This is a genomic window from Lentzea sp. HUAS TT2, assembly GCF_051853195.1.
Classification (GTDB): Bacteria; Actinomycetota; Actinomycetes; order Mycobacteriales; family Pseudonocardiaceae; genus Lentzea.
The window spans coordinates 6,916,154-6,941,553 of sequence record NZ_CP196667.1; the positions used below are offsets into that span (position 1 = coordinate 6,916,154).

Annotated in this window: 22 protein-coding genes; 10 read left to right on the top strand and 12 right to left on the bottom strand. The window is 70.6% G+C overall.

Annotation, left to right across the window (positions count from 1 at the left end):
* Nucleotides 1–11 precede the first annotated feature (11 nt).
* On the top strand, nucleotides 12–1,181 hold the full coding sequence (locus ACSHWB_RS33310) for a GDSL-type esterase/lipase family protein (RefSeq protein ID WP_439657250.1): 1,170 nt from the start codon (nucleotides 12–14) through the stop codon (nucleotides 1,179–1,181).
* Here ACSHWB_RS33310 and ACSHWB_RS33315 read toward each other — a convergent pair.
* The 6 genes from ACSHWB_RS33315 to ACSHWB_RS33340 all read right to left on the bottom strand — a co-directional run bounded on the left by ACSHWB_RS33315 (nucleotide 1,178) and on the right by ACSHWB_RS33340 (nucleotide 6,118).
* Entirely contained in the window at nucleotides 1,178–1,741 is a 564-nt protein-coding gene (locus ACSHWB_RS33315; RefSeq protein ID WP_439657251.1) for a hypothetical protein, read from the bottom strand. The two genes, ACSHWB_RS33310 and ACSHWB_RS33315, sit on opposite strands and share 4 nt — an antisense overlap.
* Nucleotides 1,738–3,090 (bottom strand): hypothetical protein, encoded by a 1,353-nt coding sequence (locus ACSHWB_RS33320; protein WP_439657252.1) that lies wholly within the window; start codon nucleotides 3,088–3,090, stop codon nucleotides 1,738–1,740. Before ACSHWB_RS33320 ends, ACSHWB_RS33315 begins: the two co-directional genes overlap by 4 nt.
* Nucleotides 3,087–3,839 (bottom strand): ABC transporter ATP-binding protein, encoded by a 753-nt coding sequence (locus tag ACSHWB_RS33325; RefSeq protein WP_439657253.1) that lies wholly within the window; start codon nucleotides 3,837–3,839, stop codon nucleotides 3,087–3,089. Before ACSHWB_RS33325 ends, ACSHWB_RS33320 begins: the two co-directional genes overlap by 4 nt.
* Before the next feature lie 104 nt (nucleotides 3,840–3,943).
* Nucleotides 3,944–4,702: an ABC transporter ATP-binding protein gene (locus ACSHWB_RS33330; protein WP_439657254.1), complete on the bottom strand. Its 759-nt coding sequence runs from the start codon at nucleotides 4,700–4,702 to the stop codon at nucleotides 3,944–3,946.
* Nucleotides 4,699–5,490 (bottom strand): zf-HC2 domain-containing protein, encoded by a 792-nt coding sequence (locus ACSHWB_RS33335; RefSeq protein WP_439657255.1) that lies wholly within the window; start codon nucleotides 5,488–5,490, stop codon nucleotides 4,699–4,701. The genes ACSHWB_RS33330 and ACSHWB_RS33335 overlap by 4 nt, the downstream gene beginning before the upstream one ends.
* A gap of 76 nt (nucleotides 5,491–5,566) precedes the next feature.
* Complete coding sequence (locus tag ACSHWB_RS33340; RefSeq protein ID WP_439664717.1) at nucleotides 5,567–6,118, bottom strand: RNA polymerase sigma factor; 552 nt, start codon at nucleotides 6,116–6,118, stop codon at nucleotides 5,567–5,569.
* A gap of 122 nt (nucleotides 6,119–6,240) precedes the next feature.
* On the opposite strand from ACSHWB_RS33340, the gene ACSHWB_RS33345 reads away from it, so the two are divergent.
* Nucleotides 6,241–6,894, top strand: a complete 654-nt coding sequence (locus ACSHWB_RS33345) for a hypothetical protein (protein WP_439657256.1) — start codon at nucleotides 6,241–6,243, stop codon at nucleotides 6,892–6,894.
* Here ACSHWB_RS33345 and ACSHWB_RS33350 read toward each other — a convergent pair.
* Nucleotides 6,891–8,036: a helix-turn-helix domain-containing protein gene (locus tag ACSHWB_RS33350; protein WP_439657257.1), complete on the bottom strand. Its 1,146-nt coding sequence runs from the start codon at nucleotides 8,034–8,036 to the stop codon at nucleotides 6,891–6,893. The genes ACSHWB_RS33345 and ACSHWB_RS33350 overlap by 4 nt on opposite strands.
* An 85-nt stretch (nucleotides 8,037–8,121) precedes the next feature.
* Between ACSHWB_RS33350 and ACSHWB_RS33355 the strand changes: the two genes are divergently transcribed.
* From ACSHWB_RS33355 to lgt, 4 genes are all read left to right on the top strand, one after another.
* Nucleotides 8,122–9,186 (top strand): ferredoxin reductase, encoded by a 1,065-nt coding sequence (locus ACSHWB_RS33355; RefSeq protein WP_439657258.1) that lies wholly within the window; start codon nucleotides 8,122–8,124, stop codon nucleotides 9,184–9,186.
* Nucleotides 9,187–9,268: 82 nt separating this feature from the next.
* Nucleotides 9,269–10,387 (top strand): fatty acid desaturase family protein, encoded by a 1,119-nt coding sequence (locus ACSHWB_RS33360; protein WP_439657259.1) that lies wholly within the window; start codon nucleotides 9,269–9,271, stop codon nucleotides 10,385–10,387.
* A 120-nt stretch (nucleotides 10,388–10,507) separates the two neighbouring features.
* Nucleotides 10,508–12,289: a CocE/NonD family hydrolase gene (locus tag ACSHWB_RS33365; RefSeq protein ID WP_439657260.1), complete on the top strand. Its 1,782-nt coding sequence runs from the start codon at nucleotides 10,508–10,510 to the stop codon at nucleotides 12,287–12,289.
* 61 nt (nucleotides 12,290–12,350) lie between these two features.
* Nucleotides 12,351–13,265 (top strand): prolipoprotein diacylglyceryl transferase, encoded by a 915-nt coding sequence (lgt, locus tag ACSHWB_RS33370; protein ID WP_439657261.1) that lies wholly within the window; start codon nucleotides 12,351–12,353, stop codon nucleotides 13,263–13,265.
* Here the strand turns inward: lgt and ACSHWB_RS33375 are convergent.
* Nucleotides 13,186–16,773, bottom strand: coding sequence for a discoidin domain-containing protein (locus ACSHWB_RS33375; protein WP_439657262.1), 3,588 nt, complete (start codon nucleotides 16,771–16,773; stop codon nucleotides 13,186–13,188). The two genes, lgt and ACSHWB_RS33375, sit on opposite strands and share 80 nt — an antisense overlap.
* A gap of 264 nt (nucleotides 16,774–17,037) precedes the next feature.
* Between ACSHWB_RS33375 and ACSHWB_RS33380 the strand changes: the two genes are divergently transcribed.
* The gene (locus ACSHWB_RS33380; protein WP_439657263.1) at nucleotides 17,038–17,745 is read left to right on the top strand and encodes a class I SAM-dependent methyltransferase; all 708 of its coding nucleotides are present in this window, start codon (nucleotides 17,038–17,040) and stop codon (nucleotides 17,743–17,745) included.
* On the opposite strand, the gene ACSHWB_RS33385 is transcribed toward ACSHWB_RS33380, so the two are convergent.
* The 4 genes from ACSHWB_RS33385 to ACSHWB_RS33400 form a co-directional block, all read right to left on the bottom strand.
* On the bottom strand, nucleotides 17,733–18,242 hold the full coding sequence (locus tag ACSHWB_RS33385; RefSeq protein ID WP_439657264.1) for a YceI family protein: 510 nt from the start codon (nucleotides 18,240–18,242) through the stop codon (nucleotides 17,733–17,735). The genes ACSHWB_RS33380 and ACSHWB_RS33385 overlap by 13 nt on opposite strands.
* Nucleotides 18,239–18,559, bottom strand: coding sequence for a hypothetical protein (locus tag ACSHWB_RS33390; RefSeq protein WP_439657265.1), 321 nt, complete (start codon nucleotides 18,557–18,559; stop codon nucleotides 18,239–18,241). Before ACSHWB_RS33390 ends, ACSHWB_RS33385 begins: the two co-directional genes overlap by 4 nt.
* Nucleotides 18,560–18,631: 72 nt before the next feature.
* Nucleotides 18,632–19,288: a response regulator gene (locus tag ACSHWB_RS33395; RefSeq protein WP_439657266.1), complete on the bottom strand. Its 657-nt coding sequence runs from the start codon at nucleotides 19,286–19,288 to the stop codon at nucleotides 18,632–18,634.
* A complete protein-coding gene (locus tag ACSHWB_RS33400; protein WP_439657267.1) occupies nucleotides 19,285–20,070 on the bottom strand; it encodes a sensor histidine kinase in 786 nt (261 codons plus the stop codon). Before ACSHWB_RS33400 ends, ACSHWB_RS33395 begins: the two co-directional genes overlap by 4 nt.
* A gap of 137 nt (nucleotides 20,071–20,207) precedes the next feature.
* Between ACSHWB_RS33400 and ACSHWB_RS33405 the strand changes: the two genes are divergently transcribed.
* Genes ACSHWB_RS33405 through ACSHWB_RS33415 form a run of 3 tightly spaced genes read left to right on the top strand, consistent with a single transcriptional unit; the run spans nucleotide 20,208 to nucleotide 25,394 of the window.
* Entirely contained in the window at nucleotides 20,208–20,900 is a 693-nt protein-coding gene (locus ACSHWB_RS33405) for an ABC transporter ATP-binding protein (protein WP_439657268.1), read from the top strand.
* Complete coding sequence (locus tag ACSHWB_RS33410) at nucleotides 20,897–23,206, top strand: ABC transporter permease (protein ID WP_439657269.1); 2,310 nt, start codon at nucleotides 20,897–20,899, stop codon at nucleotides 23,204–23,206. The genes ACSHWB_RS33405 and ACSHWB_RS33410 overlap by 4 nt, the downstream gene beginning before the upstream one ends.
* Before the next feature lie 10 nt (nucleotides 23,207–23,216).
* Nucleotides 23,217–25,394: a penicillin acylase family protein gene (locus ACSHWB_RS33415; protein ID WP_439657270.1), complete on the top strand. Its 2,178-nt coding sequence runs from the start codon at nucleotides 23,217–23,219 to the stop codon at nucleotides 25,392–25,394.
* The last annotated feature ends 6 nt before the right edge of the window (nucleotides 25,395–25,400 follow it).

The following is a 25,400-nucleotide window of genomic DNA, read 5'->3' on the forward strand; positions in this document are numbered from 1 at the left end:
CCGTTCTGGCCGTGGGTGCACTTCTGACACCGGTGGCCACAGCCGAGCGCCCCGTCTGGTTCACCTCGTGGGCGCAGTCCCAGCAGCACCTCGCCCCGGTGACCCTGCACGACCAGTCGATGCGGATGATCACGCACCTCAGCCAGGGCGGCAGTGCGGTCCGGATCAGGGTGCAGAACACGTTCGGCGCTCGGCCGTTGACGATCGACCGCACGACCGTGGCCCTGAGCACCGGTGGTGCGGCGGTGGACGGCACGCGCGACGTGACGTTCGGGGGTAGCCGCACGGTCACGATCCCCGCCGGTGGCGAGACGTGGAGCGACCGGGCGTTGCTGACCACCAGCCCTGGCGCCGATCTCGCGGTCAGCATGCACGTCGCCGGTGACGTCGTACCCGGCAGGCACGAGTCGGCGTTCCGCGAGAACTACCTGACCCCGCCCGGTTCCGGCGACCGCACCGCGGACACCGGCGGCGCCTACACCGAGAAGACCCAGTCGACCTACGTGGTCAGCGCGGTCGACGTTGCCAACCCCCGGCTGAAGGGGACGGTGGTGCCGTTCGGCAGCTCGGTCGTGGACGGTGTGGGCAGCACGAACTGCGGTCCTGGCTGCACCGAGCTCGGCACCGACAAGCGGTGGGCTGACGTGCTGGCCCGCCGGATCGTGGCGTCGTCGGGGCAGCTGGCCGTCGCCAATGCCGGCATCAGCGGCACCACGAGCGCCGTCTGCCCGAACACCGCGCCGCCGTTCGTGGGCCTGGATGCGTTGTCACGGCTGGAAAGGGACGTTCTCGCCCTGCACGGCGTCACCGACGTCATCTACTACTACGGCACGAACGACCTCGCGAACGGCTGCACCGCCACCGACATCGTCACCAGCTACCGCACGGTGTTCGAACGGCTGCGTGCGGCCGGGATCGCCGTGCACGTCACCCCGATCACACCCCGGCCCGGTTACAGCGACCAGAACAACGTGGACCGGCACGCCGTCAACGACTTCGTGAAGCGCGGCGGCGACTGCTCGGACACCTGCGCGTCGGTGCAGGACTTCGACCAGGTGCTGGAGGACCCGATCAGGCCGAACGCCGTCAACCCGCAGTACGACACGGGTGACGGCGTGCACGCGAACATCAAGGGACAGCAGGCGATCGCCGACTACATCGCGGTGGAGGACCTCGGCTAACGCCGGCCGCCGCGTGCGCTGTAGGCCGCGACACCGGCCACGAACAGCACACCCGCCGTCCACGTCGTCACGGCGTCGTCCGGGGAACCGAGCGGCCACGTGACGACGCGGGCGGTCGCCGAGGTGCCGGGCGGCATGATCGCGGCCACCGCCCACCACAGCACCGGCGCGGCGGGGGCGAACCTCGCCCCGGCCACCGTTGCCGCCAGCCCTGCCAGCCCGACCATGCCCGCCGCGTCGCGCACGACGAACTCGGCGGGGAACGGCTCGTGGCCCAGCTTCTGCACGAGCAGGACCGCGGCCGCGGCCGCGACCGCGGCGAGCAGGAGCTGCCCGAGCCGCCACCACTGCCAGGGGACCGCGGTCGACCTGTCGAGCTCCGGATCCTGACCTGTGAGGCCGACCGACACGACCAGCACGGCGGCCAGCGCGGTCAACGACACGCTCAACGGCGTCCACGGCTTGTGCAGCGCCGACCACGCGATGAGCACGACGACGGGCAGAACTGCCAGCGCCGCATGCAGTCCACGGGACCTGGCGTACAACGCGAGCGGCCTCATCGGGTAGCCCTCAGCACGTCCAGCACGCGTTCGGAGTCCTGGCACTCCAGCAACATCTGCCGTGCCTGGGCCACGCTCTTGAGCTGGTCCTGCGGGGACTGGCGGCGGAACTGCTGCCAGGCGTCGTCGATCTCGCCGCGCAGCCGGCTGTTGTTCCACATGAGGGGCTCGGAGGCCAGCGGGGCCAGTTCGCCGTTGAAGTAGCCGGCGGTCACGTAGCGGACGACGCCCTCGTAGGTGTTGAACGAGTTCGGGCCGGAGCAGGTGGCGACACCCCCTCCGGCGAGCAGTTCGAGCCGGATCTGGTCGGGCGTCATCTTCAGCACCCTGAGATGGCCCTGCGACGGCACGTAGATGATCTGCCGGCTGCGCTGGGGCGCGACGAGATGAGCCATCGCCGACGTGTCCTCGCGGACCCCGGTGGGCGCGTCCGGCAGCACCGCGAGCTTGGCCAGCGCGTCCCGGCCGGCGGCGGCCACCGCGGGGAGGCTGCCGGCGTGCACCTGGCTCACGCACACCTCGCCCTCGCAGACCGGCCTGCTCCCGATCGAGTCGGTCACCAGCACGTCGGAGTACTTGACCGGCATGATCGACAGGGCGAGCGCGGCGGCCAGGCCTGCCGGGACGAGCGCTGTCAGACGACCGAGGTGGGTCCGTGCGACGAGCAGGAGGAACGCCGTCACGCCCAGGCCGGTGAACCACAGGATCTGGCCGAGGTCCACGGACGTCGAGGTCGTGAGGAGGTCCGAGCCCGGCGGGTCGAGCACGGGCGTGAGCAGTGCCAGCCGGGAGATCTCGTCGTCGGGCGACTCGGCCTCGAGCGCGCGGCCGGCCGTGGTCGCGACCATGAACGTCGCCACGAGCGCCACCGGCACGGTCAGCGGGTGCGGCAGGAGCCTGCCCACCGCGAGTCCCAGCAGGACGCTGGACGCGAGGGCGAGCACGACGGTGACCATGAGCGGGATGAACCCGAGTGAGATGAACCCGCCGCCGAGCGCGACCTTGGCGACCATGCCCGCGCACAGCACCGCGGTGGCCACCGCGACGACGCCCGCGACCGCGCTCGCGAGCGTGCCGAGCCTGACCCAGCCGGGACGGGAGGTGGCGGCGAACAGCTCGGTCACCCCTGCGCGGCTGTCCCGCATGCCCTGGAAGACGGCCAGTCCGACGACCAGCGCCCACACGTAGGCGAGGGGGAGGCGGAGCTCGAGCAACGCCGACGTCGAGTTGCCGGTCCACCTCGCGGTCTCCGACGTGATCAGCGCCAGCATGCCCGTGCCGGACACCAGCACGACCAGGCCGGCCCAGAGCGCGGTGGAGCGCCGCAGTTCGATGCGCAGTCCGGTCACCAGCCACCCCCGGTGGACTGCGCGCTGATCAGCGCCGTGTAGCCGCGTTCGATCGGGCTGTCGCCGACGTGCTTGGCCGTGCCGGCCGTCGCGAGATCGGCAGGAGTTCCTTGGAACACCAGGGATCCCTCGTTGACGAGCACCACGTCCGTGCAGGCCGCGGCGACGTCCTCGACCAGGTGCGTGGAGATGAGCACGCAGGACTGCCGGCCCAGTTCGGTGACGAGTTCGCGGAACCGCAGCCGTTGCGCGGGATCCAGGCCCACCGTGGGTTCGTCCAGCAGCAGCAGTTCGGGCTCGTTCACGATCGCCTGCGCGATGCCGACCCTTCTGACCATGCCGCCGGACAACGACTTCATGCGGTCGTCGGCGCGGTCGCTCAGTCCGACGCGTTCCAGCGCGTCCTTCACCGCCGCCGGAATCCTGGCCGGCGGCATCTCCTTGAGCCACGCCAGGTACTCGACGAACTCCCGCACCTTGAACCGCTTGTAGTAGCCGAAGTGCTGTGGCAGGTAACCGAGCTTGCGGCGCACGGACTTCAGCGCGCCGTTCGCCGGGGTGCCGAGCAACGACAACGTTCCCTCGGTGGGGGACTGCACCGTCGCCAGCGTGCGGATCAGCGTCGTCTTGCCCGCGCCGTTCGGGCCGAGCAGTCCGTGCACGCCCTGGCCGAGCCGGAGGCTGAGCCCGTCCACGGCGTTGCGCTTGCCCAAGCGCACCACCAGCCTGTCGGCTTCGATCGCCTGCATCTGTTCTCCCTCAAGTCTTTTCCGCTTCACCCGGCTAGACGGCGCTGCCGCCCCCAGGGTTCTCGGAATGCTGTGACCTGGCCCACAATGTCTGTTGTGGACGGTCACCAGGCGCCGGGGCGGTGGGAGATGCCGAGCGCGGCGCTGTAGCCGCGTTCGATCGGACTGTCGCCCGCGTGGCCGGGCGTGCCCTGTGCCGCGAGCTGGTCCGGGGTGCCCTGGAAGACGAGTTTTCCCTGGGACAGCAGGACTACGTCGGTGCACGCGGCGGCGACGTCCTCGACGAGATGGGTCGAGACGACCACGCACGAATCGGTGCCGAGCTCGGTGAGCAGTTCGCGGAACCGCAGTCGTTGGGTGGGATCGAGGCCTGCGGTGGGTTCGTCCAGCAGCAGGATCTCCGGGTCGTTCACGATCGCCTGCGCGATGCCCACCCGGCGGATCATGCCGCCCGACAACGTCTTCATCCTGTCGTCGGCCCGGTCCGCCAGGCCGGTGCGGTCGATCGCGCGCTGCACGGCCGCCGGGATGTCGCGCATCTCCTTGAGCCACGCCACGTACGCGACGAACTCCCGCACGGTGAACCGCTTGTAGTGCCCGAACTCCTGCGGCAGGTACCCGACCCGGCGGCGCAGGTTCCGCAGATCCATGCCGCCCAGCAACGACAGCTCGCCCGAGGCAGGCTTGAGCACGGTCGCGAGCGTGCGGATGAGTGTCGTCTTGCCCGCGCCGTTGGGCCCGAGCAACCCGTGCACGCCCCGGCCCATCGTGAGCGTGACGCCGTCGACGGCCATCCGCCGCCCCGCCCTCGTTCGCAGGTCGCGGGCCTCGATCTCCCACGCGTAGGTGGTCGGCGCGGTCATCGGTTCACCTCCAGCCGCGTGAACGCCATCCTTCTCGCCGCGAGCACGACGAGACCGACCCCCAGCAGCGCGACCCAGAAGGGTGCCGCGGCCGGACCGAGCGCCGTGGCCGTGCGGCTGAACGCGACGGTCGGCGCCACGATCACCACGGCCCAAGCCGCGATGAGCACCACCGCGGCCCGCGTCACGCCGACGAACGCACCCAGCGCGAGCGTCCCGACCGTGAACGCCAGGCACGGCAACAACCACTGCGCGAACTCGACGCCGGTCAGCAGACTCGACACCGCCAGCCCCGGCACGACCACCGCCAGCACGGCCGCGGTGCGCCGGAACACCAACGGCAGCCCCGCACGGGGCGTCGAGGCGGCCAGCTCGTACGCGGGGTCGAGCGCACGCCCCCAGGACGCCGCGACCCCGAGCACCGGCAGGACCGGCGCGATCAGCAGCACCAGCGAGACCCGGTCGCCCACCACGACCCCGACCCGGTCCAGTGCGACGGCCGCCGCGGTGACCAGCAGGATCATCGCGAGCCACGGCCCGGCCGCCGGCGAGATCCACCCGCGCAGCCGCAGCCAGGGCCGTGCGCGCGGCATCTGCGGTGTGCGGTCGAGGAGTGGTGCCAGCTCGGCCCAGACGGCCTCGGCGACGGGGGCGGGGCTGAGCCTGGCGCGGCACGGGGCGCAGGTCTCGAGGTGCGACTCGACCGCCCACAGCTGGTCGGCGGCGATGTCCTCGTCGCCTTGCTCGTAGCGGCGCAGGAGCTGGTCCGCTGGGTGGTGGGTGGTCATGGTCGCGCCTCCTTCGTCGCGCTGGGGGTCCGCCGGGGGTGGCTGATCGGCGGCTGTTCTTCCGCGTGGCGCCTGGTCATGCGAGGGCCTCCCTCATCGCGATCCGAGCCCGCCGCGCACGGGTCTTGACGGTCCCCTCCGGCACCCCGAGCAGCACGGACGTCTCCCGCACCGACAGCCCGTCGAGCACCATCGCCTGCAACACCTGCCGCAACTCGGGTGCCAGCAGCCGCAACGCGTCCCCGACCTCGTCCCCGACCACCCCTTCGAGCACCGACTCCTCGGCGCCGGGGACGGCGGGCGAGTGTGCGGCCGCGGCGGGAGGCGTGGCGTGGTGGGCGCGCCGGCGGAACGCGTCGATCAGGCGGCGTGCGGCGATGGTCCACAGCCAGCCGACCGCGCTGCCGCCCGTCGCGGCCCCGGCGAACGCGTCCGCCGCGCGCCACACCGCGAGGTACGTCTCCTGGAGGACCTCGGCGACGATCTGGTCGTCGGAACAACGTCTGCGCAGCCGCACGGTCAGCCACGGCGACGTGCGGCGGTACAGCTCCTCGAACGCGCGCCGGTCACCTCGTGCGACTCGGCGCACGAGCTGTTCCTCGTCGAGGTCGGCCGGCTCACCCCGGATGGCTCTCACACTCCGCAAGACGTCGAGATCGCGGGTCAGGTTCTCGCGCGACTGTGGCGTGCGTCACGACGACGCGCCGGGTAACGGCGGGTGACGTGGCGGGCGATGCAGGCGGTATGCCGATGACGGACCTCTCGACGTTGACCCTGCCGGGCTGGGCGATTCCGGAGGAGTCACGCGACGAAGCCGTCGGACTGCACGCCGTCCAGATCCCCGCCGAGTGGTGGCGCGACGAGATCACCGAACGCCGCCTACCTGGCACGCCGCCCTCAGGACATCAGATCACCAGAGCCGAGGTCTGGGCGCCTGCCGACGTGTTCACCCTGCTGTGGCGGAGCCTGGCCTGGGGATCCGGCAGCCACCTGCGGCTGAACGCTCAACGGCTCAACAGCATCGCCGTGGACGTGCCGCGCAGCGAGGCCCTGCTGACCAAGGCCGCCGAACTGTCCCGCACTGATCCTGCCTCCGCGTTCGCGCTGCTCAGGCCTGGTCCTCGCAACGAGATCCGCTACCTCGGCCCGTCGTTCTTCACGAAGTTCCTGTACTTCGCCGGCGGGGGAGCGCCGGACCACCCGTGCCTGATCCTCGACCGCCGGGTGGCGACGGCGCTGCGTGACCACTGCGGCTGGACCTCGTTGCACCGGATCGGCCCCTGGCCAGCGGAAACCTACGAGCGCTACTGCAGCCTCCTGGCCAGATGGGCCCCAGAGCACCACTACGCGCCCGACCAGGTCGAACTCAAACTGTTCAAAGGCTTCAGTGTAGACCAAAACTAATCGTTCGGCCGCGCCAGTCCCACCGCCAGCGTCAGCTCCAGAACCCGCTGCGGAGACCCGAGGTCAGGGAACAGGTCCCGAAGCTGCCCCATGCGGTACCGGACGGTCTGCGGGTGCACGAACAGGGCCGCCGCCACGTCCTCACGGCGTCCCTGGTGCAGCAGCCAGGCACGCAACGTCTCCTCCAGCTTTTGTCCGGAGGTGGCCGGCAACGCCAGCAACGGCGCGAGCGCGCGCGCCCGCAAATCGGCGTAAGCATCAGGATCGGCGCTCAACACCAGGGCGGCCAGGTGCTCCTCGGTGTCGCGGATGGTGGGGGAGAGGGAGCGCGCGCGTACGGCCCGTTCGTACGAGGCGGACGCACGCATCCATGGGCGGGCAGGACCGACGACGGCGTTGCGGCTGATGAGCTGTCGTAGCAGGTGGGCGCGGTCTGCCTCGGGGACGAACAGCACGCCGGTGGAGTCCGGCAGGTCGTCCAGGACCAGGGTGCTGGGGTCGAGCAGGCGGTAGGCGGGGCGGGCCTGGAACGACGGCAGCAGGACCACGGTCAGCGCGGAAGGCGGCTGCCAGTTCGCTCGCTGCGCGTCCGCCTGCAGCACCTCGGCGCTCGCGCCGGCCAGCAGGTCGCGGGCGAGTTGTTCGAGGTGGCGTTCGTGGGCGAGGCCTCGCGCGGCCAGTTCGTCGGCGTGGCCGGCGGCGCTGGCGGCGGAGAGCTCGTCGATGTACGCGAAGGTGAGTTCGGCGAACTTCGCGACCTCCGCGGCGGGAAGGCCTGCGGGTACGGCACCGGCCGCCAGGCCGCGCCAGGCCACGCGGGCGCCGACGCGGTAGGCGCTGAGCAGGGCGTCCATCGAACGGCCGTCGCGCACCTCGCCGCGGCCGAGTTCGTAGGCCGCGTCGCCCGCACCGCCACCTCCGCCCGCGCCGCTGGCGAGGTCCAAGTAGTGTCCGAGCGCCGTGCGAACGGCGCGGCGGATCGTGCCACCCATGCGTCCGGAAAGCGCGTTCGCATACGAAGGCACTTCGGTGATGATGGCGCGGACCACCTCGTCGGCGGTCGTTTTCAGCACCGCCCGCAGTGCGGTCACGGTCTTCTCGTCGAGGGCCAGTTCGGTGGCCCGCCTCATTGCGTGAGTCACGATTTGTTCCCTGCGAACAATCCAGCCGGGCAGATTCACGTCCTACGGACAGGACTTTACGCCCTGGGGCTATCAAGCTGGAGTCATGACGAGTGCCGCCCTCCGCAGCAGGGCGTGGAAACTGCTAGAGCTGGTCACGACGCCGCTGCTGCCGTCCGACTACCTCGACCTGGTGAGTCCCCTCCGCGCCGGTGCTGACCTGCGCGGCCGCATCGAGGCCGTGCACCGCGAGACAGACGATGCCGCGACGATCGTGATCAAGCCCGGGAAGGGCTGGCGCGGTCACGTCGCCGGTCAGTACATCCGGATCGGGATCGACGTCGACGGCGTGCGCCTGTGGCGTGCGTACTCGGTGACCTCACCGACGAGCCGCGCCGACGGCCGCATCACGATCACCGTGAAGGCCATTCCCGACGGCAAGGTCAGCAACCACCTGGTCCGCAAGGCGAAGCCCGGCACGGTCGTCCAGCTCGACCAGGCCACCGGCGAGTTCGTCCTGCCCGCCGCCAAGCCCGCCAAGGTCCTCTACCTGACCGCGGGCAGCGGCATCACGCCCGTGATGGGCATGCTGCGCGACACGCGGTTCACCGACGTCGTGATGGTGCACTCCGCGCCGCGCAAGGAAGACGTGATCTTCCGCAACGACCTGCACGACCTCGTGGCCGACAAGGCGCTGACGCTGGTCGAGCTGCACACCGACACCCACGGCATGCTGGACATCGCCGACCTCGAGAAGCACGTGCCCGACTGGGCCGAGCGCGAGACCTGGGCGTGCGGGCCGACCGGCCTGCTCGACGCCGCCGAGGCGCACTGGACGAAGCACGGTGTCGCCGAGCGCCTGCACACCGAGCGGTTCCGCCCGACCGTCGTCGTCGCCGGCGAGGGTGGCGAGGTCACGTTCGGCAAGACCGGCAAGACCGTCGAGGCCGACGGCGCGACCCCGTTGCTGAACGTCGGCGAGGAGGCCGGCGTGCTGATGCCGTCCGGATGCCGGATGGGCATCTGCTTCGGCTGCGTGACGCCGCTCAAGTCCGGTGCCGTGCGGGACCTGCGCACCGGCGAGATCACCGAGGCCGAGGACGGCCCCGCCCACGTGCTCGTCCAGACCTGCGTGTCCGCCGCGGCAGGCCCCTGCGAACTCGAACGCTAGCCAGCGCGCCCACCACAGACATTCCCCACTCCCCCCGCGAAGTGGCCCACCCCCAGCCACTGCTCCCCGGAAAGCGAGCTTCATGACCGCCATCGATCCCACCGCCCACCTCACCGACGAGCAGATCGAGGAGCTCGGCCGCGAGCTCGACGCGATCCGCGACGAGATCATCGCGAGTCGTGGTGAGAAGGACGCCGCGTACATCCGCAAGGTCATCTCGGCGCAGCGCAAGCTGGAGCTGGCGAGCCGCGGCATCCTGCTGTTCTCGCTCTTCCCGCCGGCGTGGATCATCGGCACCGCCGGTCTGTCCGTGGCGAAGATCATGGACAACATGGAGATCGGCCACAACATCCTGCACGGCCAGTGGGACTGGATGCGCGACCCGAAGATCCACTCCACGACCTGGGAGTGGGACCACGTCTCGCCGGCCGACCAGTGGAAGCACTCGCACAACGAGCTGCACCACACGTACACCAACGTGATCGGCAAGGACAACGACCTCGGCTACGGCATCATGCGCGTGGACGAGGACCAGAAGTGGCACCCGATGTACCTGGCGCAGCCGCTCTGGAACTTCATCAACGCCTGCTTCTTCGAGTACGGCATCGCCGCGTACGACCTGGAGCTCGGCAAGAACCTGCACAAGCGCCGCCGCAAGAACCCCGAGTTCCGGGCGCGTGCCAAGGCCGTGGGCCGCAAGATCCGCAAGCAGGTGCTCAAGGACTACGTGATCCACCCGCTGCTGTCGGGCCCGTCGTTCCTGACCACGCTCGCCGCGACGTTCACCGCGAACCTGGTCCGCAACCTGTGGTCGCACTCGGTGATCATGTGCGGGCACTTCCCCGAGGGCGTGCAGACCTTCGAGCGCCGGTCGATCAGGGGCGAGACGCGCGGCCAGTGGTACCTGCGTCAGATGATGGGTTCCGCGAACATCAGCGGTAGCAAGGCCATGCACTTCATGACCGGCAACCTGTCGCACCAGATCGAGCACCACCTGTTCCCGGACCTGCCGAGCAACCGGTACGCCGAGGTCGCGGTGAAGGTGCGCGCGCTGTTCGAGAAGTACGAGCTGGACTACGTGACCGGCCCGCTGCCCAAGCAGGTCTTCTCGGCGTGGCACAAGGTGTTCCGCCTGTCGCTGCCGAACAAGAAGCCGAAGGTGAAGGCGCCGGGCAAGGACAAGGAACTGGTCGCCGCCTGAGATCGGTAATGGTTTAGATCTTTCGGCCGTACCGGCGACACCGCCGAGTTCGGTGAGATTCCTTCGTGGGGCCCGAGCTTTTCCCCTGCTGCTTCATCGGGCCCTCCGACGGAGGAACTCATGCGAAGGGTCTATCTCGTCGCGGCCACCCTGCTCACGGCCGCGACGATCTGCACGCCTGTCTCGAACGCGGCTCCTGCCGCCGCGGCGATCACCGAGACCGTCTACGTCGAGTCCACCATCGACAGTGACTCGGACGGCAAGCTCGACCGGATCGCCGCCGACGTAATGCGGCCGGACACGGCCGAACGAGTGCCGATCGTGATGGAGGCAAGCCCTTACTACGGGCTGGGTGCCGCCGCCGCATCGGCGACGAACGTGCCGCGCGGCTTCGGCCGTTGGTACGACGAGTACTTCGTGCCGCGCGGGTACGCCGTCGTCGAGATGGAGATGCAAGGCACCTCCCGTTCGACCGGCTGCCCGACCACCGGCGGTCCCGAGGACACGGCGAGCGTCCGCGCTGTCGTGGACTGGCTGAACGGCCGCGCCAAGGCGTTCTACGCGGACGGCCGCGCCGCGGTCGCGAGCTGGAGCACCGGCAACGTCGGCATGCTCGGCGTCTCCTACAACGGCACGCTGCCCAACGCGGCCGCCGCGGCGAACATCCCCGGCGTGAAAACGATCGTGCCGATCGCCGCGATCTCCAGCTGGTACGAGTACGCCCGCGACCAGGGCATCGGCTACAAGGGCTGGGAGTCCAACTACCCGACGTACCTCGCCAACTACGTCGTCAGCGCGGCGCAGAAGGCCAAGTGCAAGCCGGTGTTCGACAAGCTGTCCGCGGACGACGGCGACGAGTCCTGGGACTACACGTCGTTCTGGAAGGCCCGCGACTACCGGCCGGGCGCGCAGAACGTGTCGGCGTCGGTGTTCGTCGTGCACGGCCAGGCGGACTGGAACGTCAAGCCGTCGCAGTTCGGCCGCTGGTGGAAGGAACTCGCCGACCGGGACGTGCCGCGCAAGATCTGGCTGCACCGCGGCGGTCACCTCGACCCGATCTCGTTCCGCCAGGCCGAGTGGCAGCGCGTCATGGGTCTGTGGATGGACCACTGGCTCAAGGGCGTGGACAACGGGATCATGGACGAGCCCATGGCCGACGTGCAGAAGCCGGACGGCAGTTGGGAGCAGGCCGCCTCGTGGCCGCGTCCGGACACCCAGGCCACGACGCTCTACTTCGGTCCGGCGGCCGGCGGCATGTCCGGTTCGTTGACCACCGCAGCGGGTTCCAGCGGCACGCAGACGCTGGGCGCGAACGCGAACATCAGCGAGGCCACCATGATGGCCAACCCGGAGACCGCGAACACCAGCCGGCTGGCCTACGTGACGGCACCGCTGACGAAGGACGCGCGGTTGTCGGGCGAGGTCAGCCTGACCGTGCGGGTCGCGTCGAACCGGGCGTCGACGCCACTCACCGCGTTGCTGGTGGACTACGGCCCGAGCACGCAGGCCGTGCTGTCCGAACGCAGTCCGCTGCAGTTGTCCACGGAGGTCTGCGGCCGCAACGACCTGCGGGACAAGACCGGCTGCGCGCGTCCGCCGGACGTGTCGATCCAGGCGGTGTCGGCGACGATGCTGACCAAGGGTGCCATCGACGCCAAGAACCGGTCGTCGCTGGAGACCGCGACCCCGTTGCCCACCAACGGGACCACCGCGGACGTCACCTGGAAGCTGCACGCCCGTGACGCGCTCATCCCGGCCGGGCACCGGATCGGGATCGTGCTCGTCACGAACCACAACGCCTACCTCGCCACGGACACGGCCGCGAGCGGTGTCTCGCTGAAGGTGTCGCTGGGCGCCAGCAAGGTGGTGCTGCCGATCGTCGGCGGTGCGCTGAACAAGTGATCACGAGCCGGGGCCCGCGGACTTCACAGTGTGCGGGCCCCGGCGTCGTTAGTGTGGCGCGATGCTTCTGGCCGCCATTCCCAGTCCGACCCAGGGCGTCTGGCACCTCGGTCCGATGCCCATCCGCGCTTACGCCTTCTGCATCATCGCCGGCATCCTCGTGGCCGCCTGGCTGACCGAACGCCGTTACGTGCAACGCGGCGGCAGGCCCGGCGTCATCAACCAGATCGCCACCTGGGGTGTGCCGTTCGGCATCATCGGCGCCCGGCTCTACCACGTGGCCACGTCCTGGCAGCCGTACTTCGGCCCCGGCGGTGATCCGATTCGCGCCCTCTACATCTGGGAGGGCGGGATGGGTGTCTGGGGCGCGATCGCGTTCGGCGCGCTCGGAGCCTGGATCGGCGCGAAACGCGCCGGAGTGGCGCTCCCTCCGCTCGCGGACGCCGCCGCGCCGGGAATCCTGCTGGCACAAGGGATCGGGCGGCTCGGCAACTGGTTCAACAACGAGGTGTACGGCGGTCCGACGGACCTGCCGTGGGCACTCACGATCCACGAGTGGGACCAGGGCGCCGGCCGTGCGGTGCTCGGCTCGGACGGGCAGCCCGTGGTGCTGGGCACGTTCCACCCGGCGTTCCTGTACGAACTGCTGTGGACCTTCGCCGCGGCGGCCGTGGTTATCTGGGCGGACCGCCGGTTCCGGCTCGGGCACGGCCGCGCGTTCGGTCTGTACGTGGTGCTCTACACGCTGGGCCGGCTGTGGATCGAGGCGCTGCGGATCGACGAGGCGAACACGATCCTGGGGCTGCGCCTGAACATCTGGACCTCGCTGATCGTGGGGCTGAGTGCCGCCGCGCTGACGCTGTGGTCGGCACGGCGGCACCCGGGTCGGGAGGACCTCAGCTCAGCTTCGGAGCCGAGTTGTACGCCTCCGCCAGCAGACGCGGCGTCCGGACCGAGCGCTGCGGGTCGATCGTGACCGTGCGGACCTCACCCGGCAGCAACCAGAAGTAGTTGTCGCTGTACAGGGTCGGCAGCACGCGGTCGGTCCCGTTGCGTTCCCGCAGCGACAGCCGGACCATCGCCGCGACCGTCTTGCCGGTGTTGCGGACGGTCGCGGTGTAGCCGTTCTTCGAGGCGGTCAGCGTGGTCGCGAGCTGGGTGTAGGCCAGCTGGTTGAGGGCGTGCATGGACTCCGGGGTGCGGTAGCGCCAGTAGGTGTTCTCGGAGATCTGCTTGCCCTGGGCGTCGGTCAGCGTGAGGCGCAGCAGGTGGAACGCGGGCAGCGCCGCGTCGAACGGCACCGTGAACAGGGTGCTGGCCGAAGTGGCCGCCACGTCGAGTTTCTGCTCCTGCGCCGGCCCGATCGCCTTGCCGTCCAGGGAGTGCAGTTGCGCCTTGACGGTGACGCCGATCAGGTGCGACGCGGTGTGGTTGACGGCGGTGACCTGCCAGGTGGTTAGGTTCGCCTGCACGTGCCGCTGCTCGCAGCCCTTGCGGGAGCCGTAGTAGCTGCCGTTGACGTCCATGTCGTAGTCGTAGGTCTGCCACACCGTGCTGTGCCACGCCGGGTGCGACATCCACAGCAGCACGCCGGTGGCGTCGTTCCACAGCCTCGCGTTCCACGCCTCGAAGATCGCGCGCATGTTCTCGTAGTTGACGAACTGCGCCTTGCGGCAGAACTCCTCCATGCTGCTCGACGGCGCGAGGCGGGCGTCGATGGCGGCCTGGTAGCCCTTCGGCTGCTGGTTGCTGTTCTCCGACCAGTCGTGCATGTACCAGGCGTCCCCGATCGGCCAGCCCGAGTTGCCCTGGCCGACGAGGTTGCGCATGCTCTCGACCACCGACACCGTCGGCAGGCCGATCTCGCTCCAGAACCCGAACTTCCCGCCCGTGGCCTCACCGGTGCCGTACGTGCGCGGGTCCACCCAGCGGTACGTGCCGTCGCCGGTGATCACGCCGCTCGCGGAGTTCGGCTGGTACATCAGGTCGGTGTTGGTGTGCACGATCTCCCGCAGCACCTTGTCCACCGCGGACGGCGGGCTGCCCTCGTTGCAGCCGAACCACACCACGCAGCAGGCGTGCGAACGGTAGCGCAGCACGGTGTCCTTGGCCTGCGCGAAGAACTGCTCGTGGTTAGCGGGATCGGCCGACCAGCCGAGCCAAAACTCGTTCCACAGCAGGATGCCGTACTTGTCGCACGCCTCGAAGAGCTCCTCGCGGTACGACGAGCCGACCCAGTTGCGGATCACGGTGAAGTTCATGTCCTTGTGCAGCGCCACGGCGGCGTCCGCGCGGGAACCGGGCATCCGGCGCAGCAGTTCGTCCCAGCCCCAGCTGCCACCGCGGGCGAAGATCTTCACGCCGTTGACGAGGATGATCAGCGGCTTGGGGGAGTTGTCCTGTGCCACGACGTCGGTCCAGCTGTCGCCGTCCTGCGAGACCTGGATCTTGAACGTGGCCGCGTAGGCCGTCTCCCAGCGCAGTGTCACGCGGTCGAACGAGGTCGCGGCGCCCAGGTCGACCTGCACCCACTCGTTGTCGTTGTAGTTGGAGGTCCAGCGGGACTTCGGGTCCCCGTCCGTGACGGCACCGGGTGAGGTCCAGTCGGCGGCGGAGGACGCGGTCGCGGTCTTGCCGCGCGCGAGGTCCGTGCCGGGGTTCTTGCTGTCCACCACGGACATCGTGAAGACGGAGAAGCCCCAGCTGGTCGCGCGCCTGCCGCCCTGCATCCGCACGTAGCGGGCCTGCTGGGCGGGGAAGTCCACGGTCTGGTCGGCGGCGCCGTCGACGATCGTGATCGGCAGGTCGTACTGGTAGGTGACCTGCCGGATGCCGAACTTCAGCTTCTTGCGGTCGCTGACCGCGGTGCCGACGGTGGCCGTCAGGGTCAGGTCGTGCAGCGTCGGGTCGCCGTAGCCGTTGGGCCACCACAGCTTCGGGTTCTTGATCCGCAGCTGCGGATGCGTGGCCGGCGCGAACACCGCGGCGGTCTCGGAGTTCGCGGGCACGGTGACGGTGCTGGTGACCTTGATGCCGTCGAACTCCGCCGTCACGGTGACGCGCTTCTCGGACGACTCGACGTTGCGGACCGGCACGGTGAAGGTGACCTCGGCGGTCGTCTTGTCCGGCAGCACGGTGTCGATGCGCGGATCGCCGACCACGACGGCACCGGTCGAGCGCAGCCGCACGTGGTTCCAGATGCCCGAGGCCCGGTCGCGCACGGCGGGCATCCAGTCCCAGCCGGACACCGCCAGATAGGTCGGCGAGTTCTTGAACATCGTGCTGTTCGCGCCGACCCACGCCTCGCCGCGCGGACCCTTGTCGCCGGGGCTGCCGGGGAACGGCATCGGCGCGATCCTGACCGCCAGGTTCTGGTCCCCGGTCTTGCGCAGCGTGGCCGTGACGTCGAGCGCGGCCCGGCCGAACGGGTTGCTGACGGCGCCGATCTTGGTGCCGTTGAGCCAGAACTCGGCGTCGTGGTTGATGCCGTCGAACTCCAGCCAGACGTGCCTGCCCGCACCCGTGTCGAGGCCGCGCGGCACGCTGAACGTGCGCCGGTACCACCACACGTGCCGCGACAGCGCCTCCGGGATCTCCAGGTTGTTCATCCCGTACACCGGGTCCGGCAGGTGGCCCTGCTCGACCAGCGACGCGAGGACCGTGCCGGGCACGGTCGCGGGGACCCAGCCGCGGGTGTCGACGTTCGGGGCGGACAGCGCGGCGCCGTCCTTGGCGGGCGCGAAGTCCTGCATGGTCAGCACCCAGCCCGACTCGAGCGGCACCGAGCCGTCCGGGGCCACGGTCAGCGCGGGGTTCTCGTGGTTGCGCACCGGCCAGTTCGTCCAGCCCTTGACCGCCGGCCGGTTGTCCCTGCTGGTGCCGTAGACCTGCAGTCCGTTGAGCCCCAACGGGTTCGTCGTCGACCTGCGCGAGGCGGAGAACCGGACCCAGCGCGCCTTCACCGCGGGCGTGAGCGGGACGGTGACGACGCCGCCGGCACCGGACTCGGTGGCGTGGACCGTCTTCCAGACCTTGCCGTCGTCGGAGACGTCGAGGTCGAAGACCACCGCGTAGCTGGAGAGGATCTCCGTGCCGAGGGTGTCGGCGCGCGAGGCGTTGCCGTCGATCGCGGGGTCGCCCGGCTTGGCCTCGAACGTCAGCACCACCGAGCTGATCTCGCATCTGCCCTGCAGGTCGACGATCAGCCACTGCCCGTCGCCCTGGGCGGCCCGCCAGCCGGAGCCCTGCACGCCGGCCTGGGCGAGACCGTCCACGGCGAACTTCGCCGGGGTCGCCGCGTAGTCCGTGGAGGACACCGACACCGGGCGGAACAGCGCGAGGTCGACGGCCTGCTGCGCCGCCTGCTCAGGTGCGCCCGCCGCGCTGCTGGGCAGCACGCTGGTCAGCCCGAAACCGGCCAGCAGTCCACCACCCATGGTCAGCGCCTGGCGCCGTGACACGCCGCTGCCGAAGTCCTGCGCCATTGCGAGCTCCGATCCTGTCCCTGACAACGTTGCCAGGAAGCTTCGGTCTCGTTACGCGGCTGGTCAATAAGACAAACGAGACAGGAATTCGCGGGCACGACATCGATGTCATCCGCCTGGTGGCGGGGCAGGTGCGGTGGCCAGGGAGAACACGGTACGTCCCGGCCGAAGTCCGTGTAAAAGACCGGTCCGCGGCGTGGACCGGTTCCCAGGAGTGCCTTGGAGCCGGTTCGGTGACCACGGGCTTCGGGCAAGATCGAACACATGACCCCGAGCGACTACGACGCCGTGGCCCAGGCGTACGCCGCCGACAACGAGAAGAGCTTCGCCAACGCCTGCTACGAGCGCCCGGCGACCCTCGCGCTCGCCGGAGAGGTGGCGGGCCGGCGGATCCTCGACGCCGGGTGCGGTGCGGGCCCGCTGCTCGCGGCGCTGCGGGACAGGGGCGCGATCGTGAGCGGTGTCGACGTGAGCGCCGGCATGCTGGAGCAGGCACGGCTGCGGCTCGGTGCCGGGGCGGACCTGCGGGTCGCCGACCTGGCGGATCCGCTGCCGTTCCCCGACGCCGAGTTCGACGACGTCATCGCGTCGCTGGTGCTGCACTACCTGCGGGACTGGGGCCCGCCGCTCGCCGAGCTGCGACGGGTGCTGCGGCCGGGCGGGAGGCTGATCGTCTCGGTCAACCACCCCGCCGCCGACTACTACCTCGACCGTCTCGCGGGACGCAGGCCCGACTACTACTCGACCCGCGCGAACCCCGCGCGGTGGCCGCTGGGGGACCAGATGATCGAGGTGACCTTCTGGAACCGGCCGCTGCACGCCATGACCGACGCGTTCACGGCGGCCGGGTTCCGGATCTCCGTCGTCAGCGAACCGCCGGTGCTGCCGGAAGCCCGCGACCTGTTCCCCGGAGAGTTCGCGCACTACGCGGACGCCCCGAACTTCCTGTTCTTCGTCCTTCAGGCGGAATGAACGATCACCGCGGTCACGGTGATGTCGACGTACCTGCCGATCAGGAACCCCGGCGCGCGGATGCCCAGCGTCCTGCGGTCCAGCCGGGCCGTGGCGGTCAGCACCGCTTCCCGGCTGTCCACCGAGGACAGCTCGACGGTGCCTTCGATCGTGGTGTGCGCGCCCCTGGCGGTGAGCGTGCCGGTGACCTGCCAGCCGCCGTCGGCGATCTGGGCGTTCGTCGCGGTGAACCCCATCGTGGGGTGCCGGTCGAGGTCGAGCAGGCCGGGTTTGCGCAGGTCCAGGTCGCGCCTGGTGTTGCCGGTGTCGATGGCGCCCAGGTCCAGGCTGCCGTGCACGGACAGCAGTGCGCCGTCCGTGCCGATCTCCACGGTGCCCGAGGTGATGGGCACGGTGCCGTGCGTCCTGCGGCCCAGGTTGCCGACCTGGAACGACGCGGTGCTGCGACTGAGGTCGGCTCGCCACACGCCTGCGGTGAGCGTGCGCGTGGCGGTCATGACGGCGTTCCGTTGTGCTCGACGACCTCGAGCACCGGGTAGATCTCGGACCGGTCGGGGCCCGGCAGCAGTGCCGCGTCCTCGCCGGGCAGCAGCCTGGTGCTCATGATCGCCGTCCGGCCGTCGAGGAGCGCCTGCTCGGTCTCGGCGAGGGTCAGCACGACCTCCGACCCGTCGTCACGGCGCAGCACGTAGCTCCTGATGGTGCCGGGCACCGACCCGATCGCGGGCGTGATCCGCTCCTTGGCCGCGAAGTCCGCGGCGGCCAGCATGTCGGCCCCTCGGGGCCCGTCGAAGTAGGTGAGCTGCGCGTACATGGTCGCCTCCTTTGGTGGTGGCACCGAGTCTCGCCGCGCGGCCCCCTGCCGCGGATCCGTGCCAGCACGGAATCACGCGCCTGGCGTGACCAGACCCGTCTCGTAGGCGAGGACGACGGCCTGCGCGCGGTCCCGCAGCTCCAACTTGGCGAAGATGCGCGCCACGTGCGTCTTGACCGTCGCCTCGCTCAGGGTGAGGTGGCCCGCGATCTCGGAGTTCGACCGGCCGCTGCCGACCAGCGTGAGGACCTCGCGCTCCCGTGGCGTGAGCGCGGCCAGATCCCGGTGCACGGCGGGAACGGAGACGCCGGACGCGAACCGCTCCACCAGCCGGCGGGTGATCGACGGGGCGAGCAGGGCGTCCCCGGTCTCGATCAACCGCACGGCCGCGACGAGGTGCTCCGGCGTGACGTCCTTGAGCAGGAAACCGCTCGCCCCGGCCGCGAGCGCCTCGTACACGTACCGGTCCAGGTCGAACGTCGTCAGCATCAGCACGCGGCTGTCGCCCGGCTCCCGCACGATCCGCCGGCACGCCTCCAGCCCGTCCATGCCCGGCATGCGGATGTCCATCAGCACGACGTCCGGCCGGAGGTCGCGCACCGCCGACACCGCCTCGGCCCCGTCCGCCGCCTCGCCGACCACCTCGACGCCGCCGGAGTTCAGGATCATCCGGAAACCGATGCGCACGAACGCCTGGTCGTCCGCGATCACCACGCGCGGCCCGCTCACGGCCGCTCGATCGGGATCTTGGCCCGGACGCGGAACCCGCCGCCGAGCCGCCTGCGCGCGTCCAGGTCGCCGCCCAGCGCCGCCACCCGTTCGCGCAGCCCGAGCAGTCCGCGTCCCTGACCGTCCTCAAAGGACACCCGGTCGCCGGTCAGCGCGCTGGGTCCCGAGTTGAGCACCTCGACGCGCAGGTGGTGGTCCGCGTAGCGCACCGTCACCTCCGCCTGCCGCCCGTCGCCGTGCTTCAACGCGTTCGTCAGCGCCTCCTGCACGATCCGGTACGCCGTCAGGTCGACACCGGACGGCAACGGCCGCGGCTCACCGGAGATGCGCACCTCCACCGGCAGCCCGGCGAAGCACATCCGGTCCACCAGCGAGCTCAGCCTGCTCAGACCCGGTTGCGGCGCCAGCAGGTCGTCGCTGTCGGCAGAGGGCGCGAGCAGGCCGAGCATGTGCCGCAGCTCGGTCATCGTGTCGCGGCCCGCGTTCTCCACGGCCAGCAACGCGTCGGTCGCCTCGGACGTCCCGGCGGACAGCACCCGCCGCGCCGCTCCTGCCTGCACCACCATCACGCTCACGTTGTGGCTCACGATGTCGTGCAGCTCCCGCGCGATCCGGGCGCGTTCGGCGTCGACGGCACCGCGGGCGGCGGACTCCCGTTCCCGCTCCAGCAACCAGCCGCGTTCCTCCATCGCACGGGTGTACGCGCGCCGGGCCGCCACCAGCCGCACCGCGAAGTACGCGGCGACCAGGCACGCCACGACGGCCACCACCAGCTCCCACACCCCGTCACTGTCCCAGAGCGCCGATCACCCGCGCATCAAACCCCGGATGCAGTGACTACATCCCCGGGATGACCTGCCCGCCGAGTTACCCCCGCAGACTGACGCCTCCTCGGCCACCGCTCAGCAAGATGGCCGCCATGCAGAACGCAGACGCCGTCGTCGAGCTGACGAACGTGCGCAAGGAGTACAGCGACTCGACAGCGCTGGACGGGGTGTCGCTCACCGTCCGGGCGGGGGAGGCCGTCGCGGTGATGGGACCGTCCGGCAGCGGCAAGTCCACGCTGCTCAACATGATCGCGGGCCTCGACCGCCCGACGTCGGGTGAGGTGATCGTGCACGGCTCGGACCTGGGCGCGCTCAGCGAGACCGGCTTGGCCCTGTTCCGGCGCAGGGGGATCGGCATGATCTTCCAGTTCTTCAACCTGCTGGACGACCTCTCGGCGCTCGACAACGTCGCCCTCGCCGCCCAGCTGACCGGCGTGAAACCCGGCCAGGCCCGCGCACGCGCCCTGGAACTGTTCGGCGAGCTCGGCATCTCCAGCCGCAAGAACATCTACCCGGCGCAGCTCAGCGGCGGCGAACGGCAGCGCGTCGCGGTGGCGCGGGCGTTGATGAACCGGCCCGCCCTGCTGCTCGCCGACGAACCGACCGGCGCCCTCGACAGCCGGTCCGGCGAGCAGGTCATGGACCTGTTGCTCGACCTCAACCAGATCGGCCAGACGCTGCTGCTCGTCACCCACGACGAACGCCTCGCCACCCGCTGCGCCACCCGGTTGATCGAGGTCGTCGACGGCCGGATCGCCCGCGAGCACAGCGTGGAGCGGGTGTGAGCGCGGTGTGGTCGGCGGCCTGGGCGGCGGTGCGCCGGCGCAAGCTGCAGACGATCGTGATCGGGGTCGTGGTCTGCGCGGCCAGTGCGACGCTCGTGATGGCGCTCGGCCTGCTGGACGCCTCCGCCGCGCCGTTCGACCGGGCCTTCGCCGCCCAGCAGGGCGCGCACCTGGCCGCGGCGTTCGACCCGGCGAAGGTCTCCGAGGCCCGGCTGAAGCAGTCGGTGGGGCAGACCGCCTCGGCCGGTCCGTTCCAGCAGGCCACTGTGGACACTTCTGATGGTGACGTCTTCCTCGGCACGCTCACCGTGGTGGGACGGGCCGATCCCGGTGGGCAGGTCGACCGCCTCTCGGTGTGGCAGGGGAGATGGGCGGCGAAGTCCGGCGAGATCGTGCTGAACCGCACGCCGGGTTCCGTCGGCAGGATGGACGTCGGCTTCCGGCTGAAGCTCCCCGGACGTCCGGTGCTGACCGTCGTCGGCTTCGCCCACTCCGTCACGGGATCCGCCGACGCCTGGGTCGCACCCGAGCAGATCGTCGCGCTGCAACCGAACGCGCTGCAGATGCTCTACCGGTTCGCTGCGGCGGACACCGCGGCCGGCGTGGCCGCGTTCGCCGCGGGGCTGCCGCAGGACGGGCTGCTCGGCACGCTCTCGCACCTCACCGTCAAGGACAAGGCGACGACCGAGCTCGGGGTGTTCATCCCGTTCCTGATGATCTTCGGGATCCTCGGCCTGGTCGTGGCGGTCCTGATCGTCGCCAACGTCGTGAGCGGCGCCGTCGTCGCGGGCCTGCGGCACATCGGGATGCTCAAGGCCATCGGCTTCACCCCGAACCAGGTCATGGCCGTCTACCTGGTGATGGTCTCGATCCCGGCGTTCGCGGGCTGCGCGCTCGGCACGGTCGTGGGCAACCTCTTCGCCAGACCGGTCGTGCAGGACGCCGTCGAGGGCTTCGGCATAGACGAGCTGAGCTTCGCGCCGTGGGTGAACATCGTTGCGGCACTGGGCATGCCGGTGCTGGTGGCGTCGGCCGCGCTCGTACCCGCGCTGCGGGCCCGCGGACTGTCGGCGGCGCGGGCGATCAGTGCGGGCACGGCCTCGCACACCGGCCGGGCGCTGCGGATCCAGCGCCGGCTCAGCGGCACCCGGCTGCCGCGCTCGGTCAGCCTGGGCCTCGGGATGCCGTTCGCGCGCATGGGCCGCAGCGCGTTGACGCTGGCCTCGGTCGTGCTCGGGGTGCTGACCGTGACCCTCGCGGCCGGCGTGACGCTGTCGATGACGGCCTACAACGACGCGGTCAGGCCCCACTTCACCGACCGCGTCGAGCTGATGGCAGGACCGCCGCCCGGAGCGCCCGTCGTCGGGCCGCCGGGCGTGGAGGCGCCGGATGCGAAGCTGAGCGACGCCGAGGACGAGTCGATGCTGCGCTCCTTGCCCGGCACAGCGGCGTTTCTGGCCATGACCCAGCTCGACGCCGAGGTCGCGGGCGGCACCCAGAAGGCGACGATCCTGTTCTACCGCGGGGACACCGCCGCACTCGGCCCGCGCGTGCTGACCGGGCACTGGCCGGACGGACCGGGGCAGGTCGTGGTGCCGTCGAGGTTCCTGAACCAGCGCGGGCTCGCCGTCGGGGACACGATCACCGTGCAGGCGCGGGGAAACCGGACGCAGGTGAAGATCGTCGGGGTCGTGCTGACCAACAACGCCGACGAGATCTTCGCCGACTGGTCCACAGTGGACGTCCTCGCGCCGGGCTCCCGGGCGAGCTCGTACCTGACGCGGATGTCCGAGGGCACCGACCGTGCCGCCTACACCGCTGCCGCCGCAGCCGCGGATCCGGGGCTGCGCGTGCTGCCGCCACGTGACGGCACGTCGTCGACCGCGGTGATCATCATCAGCGCCGCCGTCGTGCTCACGCTGGTGCTGGGGGCCGTCGCCGCCCTGGGAGTGTTCAACACCGTCGTCCTCAACGCCCGCGAACGCCGCCGCGACCTCGGCATGCTCAAGTCGATCGGCATGACGCCGCGCCAGGTCACCGTGCTGCTCGTGACGTCCATGGGCGCGCTGGGCGTGCTCGGCGGACTGATCGGCGTGCCCGTCGGCATCGGCGTGCACCAGCTCGTCGTGCCCGCCATGGCCCACGCGGGCCAGGCCGACGCCGTCGACATCCTCATGAACGTCTACCACCCGCCGCTGCTCGCACTGCTGGCCCTGACCGGCGTCGTGATCGCCGTGCTGGGCGCGGTCGTGCCGGCCAGGGGAGCGGCGAGGCTCTCGATCGCCACCGTCCTGCACAACGAATAGGGGGATCAGAATGCGCAGGTTCATCGCGTTATCGCTGGTACTGGCCGGGGTTGTGGTCACCGGTCCCGCCGCCGTCGCCGACAGCGGCACGGTGATCAGACGGACTTCCTACGGCATCCCGCACGTCCTCGCGCACGACTACCGCGGCGTGGGGCAAGGGCTCGGCTACGCGTTCGCCGAGGACAACGCCTGTGTCATGGCGGAGATCGTCGTGACGCTGTCCGCGGAGCGTTCACGCTGGTTCGGCCAGGAGAACCTCGCCGGCGACCTCTACTACCAGCGCCTCAACCAGTCCGCGGTGGTCGAACGGCAGCTCGGCGGCCAGTCGAGGCAGGCGCGCGACCTCGTGCGCGGTTACGTGGCCGGCTTCAACCGCTACCTGGCCTCAAAAGGCGCGCCCGAGGCGTGCCGGACCTGGGCGCGGCCGATCACCGAGATCGACGTGTGGCGGCGCGTCCACCAGCTCGCGGGCCTGACCGGCAGCGAGGGCTTCCAGGAGCAGCTCGTGTCGGCACAGCCGCCAGGCGTCGCGCTCGCGGCACCGGCGCGCGTCGCCGGGGAACGTCCTGGCAGCAACGGCATCGCGCTCGGCAAGCAGGCGACCGCGGCCGGCACGGGCATGGTGCTCGGCAACCCGCACTTCGACTGGGCGGACACCTGGCGCTTCTACCAGCACCACCTCACGATCCCCGGCGAGCTGAACGTGAGCGGCGCGGGCCTGTACGGCGTGCCGGTCGTCAACATCGGCCACAACGACAGGCTCGGCTGGACCCACACGGCGTCCGAGGCGCACACGATGACGCTCGCGAAGCTCACCCTCGTCCCCGGCGACCCGACCAGCTACCTGGTCGACGGCAAGGCACACCGCATGATCGCCGACCAGGTCACCGTCGGCGGCACCACCCGAACCCTCTACCGCACCCCGGACGGCCCGATCGTCGAGGACGACCGCGCACTGCCGTGGACCGACACCACCGCGTTCGTGCTGCGTGACGCCAACCAAGGCAACCTGCGGATCATCGACCAGTGGCTCGCCATCGCCCGCGCCCGCAGCGTTCCCGACCTGCGTGACGCACTCGTCCGCCATCAGGCCCTCCCGTGGGTCAACACGATCGCCTCGGACGCCACCGGCACCGCCTACTACGGTGACGTCCAGGTGGTTCCGCACGTCACCGACGACCAGCGCACCCGCTGCGGCGTCGCCGTGCCCATCGGCCTGGTGGTCCTCGACGGCAGCCGCTCCGACTGCGGCTGGGGCACCGACCCCGACGCCGTGGTACCGGGCAGGTTCGGCCCCCACCGCCTGCCCACCCTGATCCGCCGCGACCACGTCAGCAACATGAACGACAGCCCGTGGCTCGCGAACCCCGCCGCACCGCTCACCGGCTACCCGTCCATCGTCGGCGACGTGGGCACCGAACGCTCCGCGCGCACCCGCATGGGCTTGGACATGATCGGCGCCAACACCTTCACACTGTCCACTCTGGAACAGGCGATGTTCGGCAACCGCAACCTCACCGCAGAACAGGGTCGCGCCGCCGTCGTCGCGATGTGCCAGGCCAGCCCGGCCCTGCCCGCGTCCGACGGCCAACCCGTCGACGTCCGCGCTGCCTGCACGGCGTTGGCCACGTGGCCCGGCACCGGCGACACCGGCCCGCTGAGCCGGGGGGCTTACTTCTGGCGTTCGTTCGTCACCCTGACCGGCCGGCCGGGGACGAACCTCTGGCAGGTGCCGTTCGACCCGGCCGACCCCGTCCACACCCCACGTGGCATCAACGCCGCCGACCCCGGTGTCCAGCGGGCCTTCGCTGACACGGTCAGGGCGTTCGGCGTCGCCGGGGTCGCGGTGGACGTGCCGCTCGACTCGGTCCAGCAGTACGAGGGCATCCCGATCCACGGCTGCCGTGGGCCGGAAGGGTGCTTCAACGTCATCTCAGTGCCCGGTCCGCCCCGGCCCGGGGCGCCTGTGGGGATTCCGCACGGGTCCAGCTTCGTGATGGCGGTCGAGCTGACCCGGGACGGGCCGCGGATGAGCTCGATGCTGATTTACGGGCAGTCCGCGGACCCGGCGTCGCCGCACCACACCGACCAGGCTCGGCTTTACGAGAGGAAGGAGTGGGTGAAGGGGGAGTTCACCGAACGGGAGATCGCCCGCAACCCGGACCTGACGGTCCGGCACCTCCGCTAGCGCTGC

What these genes read in the sequence shown, in the direction of transcription:
- ACSHWB_RS33345 (WP_439657256.1), top strand. Translation starts at nt 6,241, where the DNA reads ATGACGGACCTCTCGACGTTGACCCTGCCGGGCTGGGCGATTCCGGAG.
- ACSHWB_RS33325 (WP_439657253.1), bottom strand. Translation starts at nt 3,839, where the DNA reads ATGCAGGCGATCGAAGCCGACAGGCTGGTGGTGCGCTTGGGCAAGCGC.
- ACSHWB_RS33375 (WP_439657262.1), bottom strand. Translation starts at nt 16,773, where the DNA reads ATGGCGCAGGACTTCGGCAGCGGCGTGTCACGGCGCCAGGCGCTGACC.
- ACSHWB_RS33390 (WP_439657265.1), bottom strand. Translation starts at nt 18,559, where the DNA reads ATGTACGCGCAGCTCACCTACTTCGACGGGCCCCGAGGGGCCGACATG.
- ACSHWB_RS33330 (WP_439657254.1), bottom strand. Translation starts at nt 4,702, where the DNA reads ATGACCGCGCCGACCACCTACGCGTGGGAGATCGAGGCCCGCGACCTG.
- ACSHWB_RS33385 (WP_439657264.1), bottom strand. Translation starts at nt 18,242, where the DNA reads ATGACCGCCACGCGCACGCTCACCGCAGGCGTGTGGCGAGCCGACCTC.
- ACSHWB_RS33405 (WP_439657268.1), top strand. Translation starts at nt 20,208, where the DNA reads ATGCAGAACGCAGACGCCGTCGTCGAGCTGACGAACGTGCGCAAGGAG.
- ACSHWB_RS33335 (WP_439657255.1), bottom strand. Translation starts at nt 5,490, where the DNA reads ATGACCACCCACCACCCAGCGGACCAGCTCCTGCGCCGCTACGAGCAA.
- ACSHWB_RS33380 (WP_439657263.1), top strand. Translation starts at nt 17,038, where the DNA reads ATGACCCCGAGCGACTACGACGCCGTGGCCCAGGCGTACGCCGCCGAC.
- ACSHWB_RS33355 (WP_439657258.1), top strand. Translation starts at nt 8,122, where the DNA reads ATGACGAGTGCCGCCCTCCGCAGCAGGGCGTGGAAACTGCTAGAGCTG.
- ACSHWB_RS33365 (WP_439657260.1), top strand. Translation starts at nt 10,508, where the DNA reads ATGCGAAGGGTCTATCTCGTCGCGGCCACCCTGCTCACGGCCGCGACG.
- ACSHWB_RS33415 (WP_439657270.1), top strand. Translation starts at nt 23,217, where the DNA reads ATGCGCAGGTTCATCGCGTTATCGCTGGTACTGGCCGGGGTTGTGGTC.
- lgt (WP_439657261.1), top strand. Translation starts at nt 12,351, where the DNA reads ATGCTTCTGGCCGCCATTCCCAGTCCGACCCAGGGCGTCTGGCACCTC.
- ACSHWB_RS33315 (WP_439657251.1), bottom strand. Translation starts at nt 1,741, where the DNA reads ATGAGGCCGCTCGCGTTGTACGCCAGGTCCCGTGGACTGCATGCGGCG.
- ACSHWB_RS33360 (WP_439657259.1), top strand. Translation starts at nt 9,269, where the DNA reads ATGACCGCCATCGATCCCACCGCCCACCTCACCGACGAGCAGATCGAG.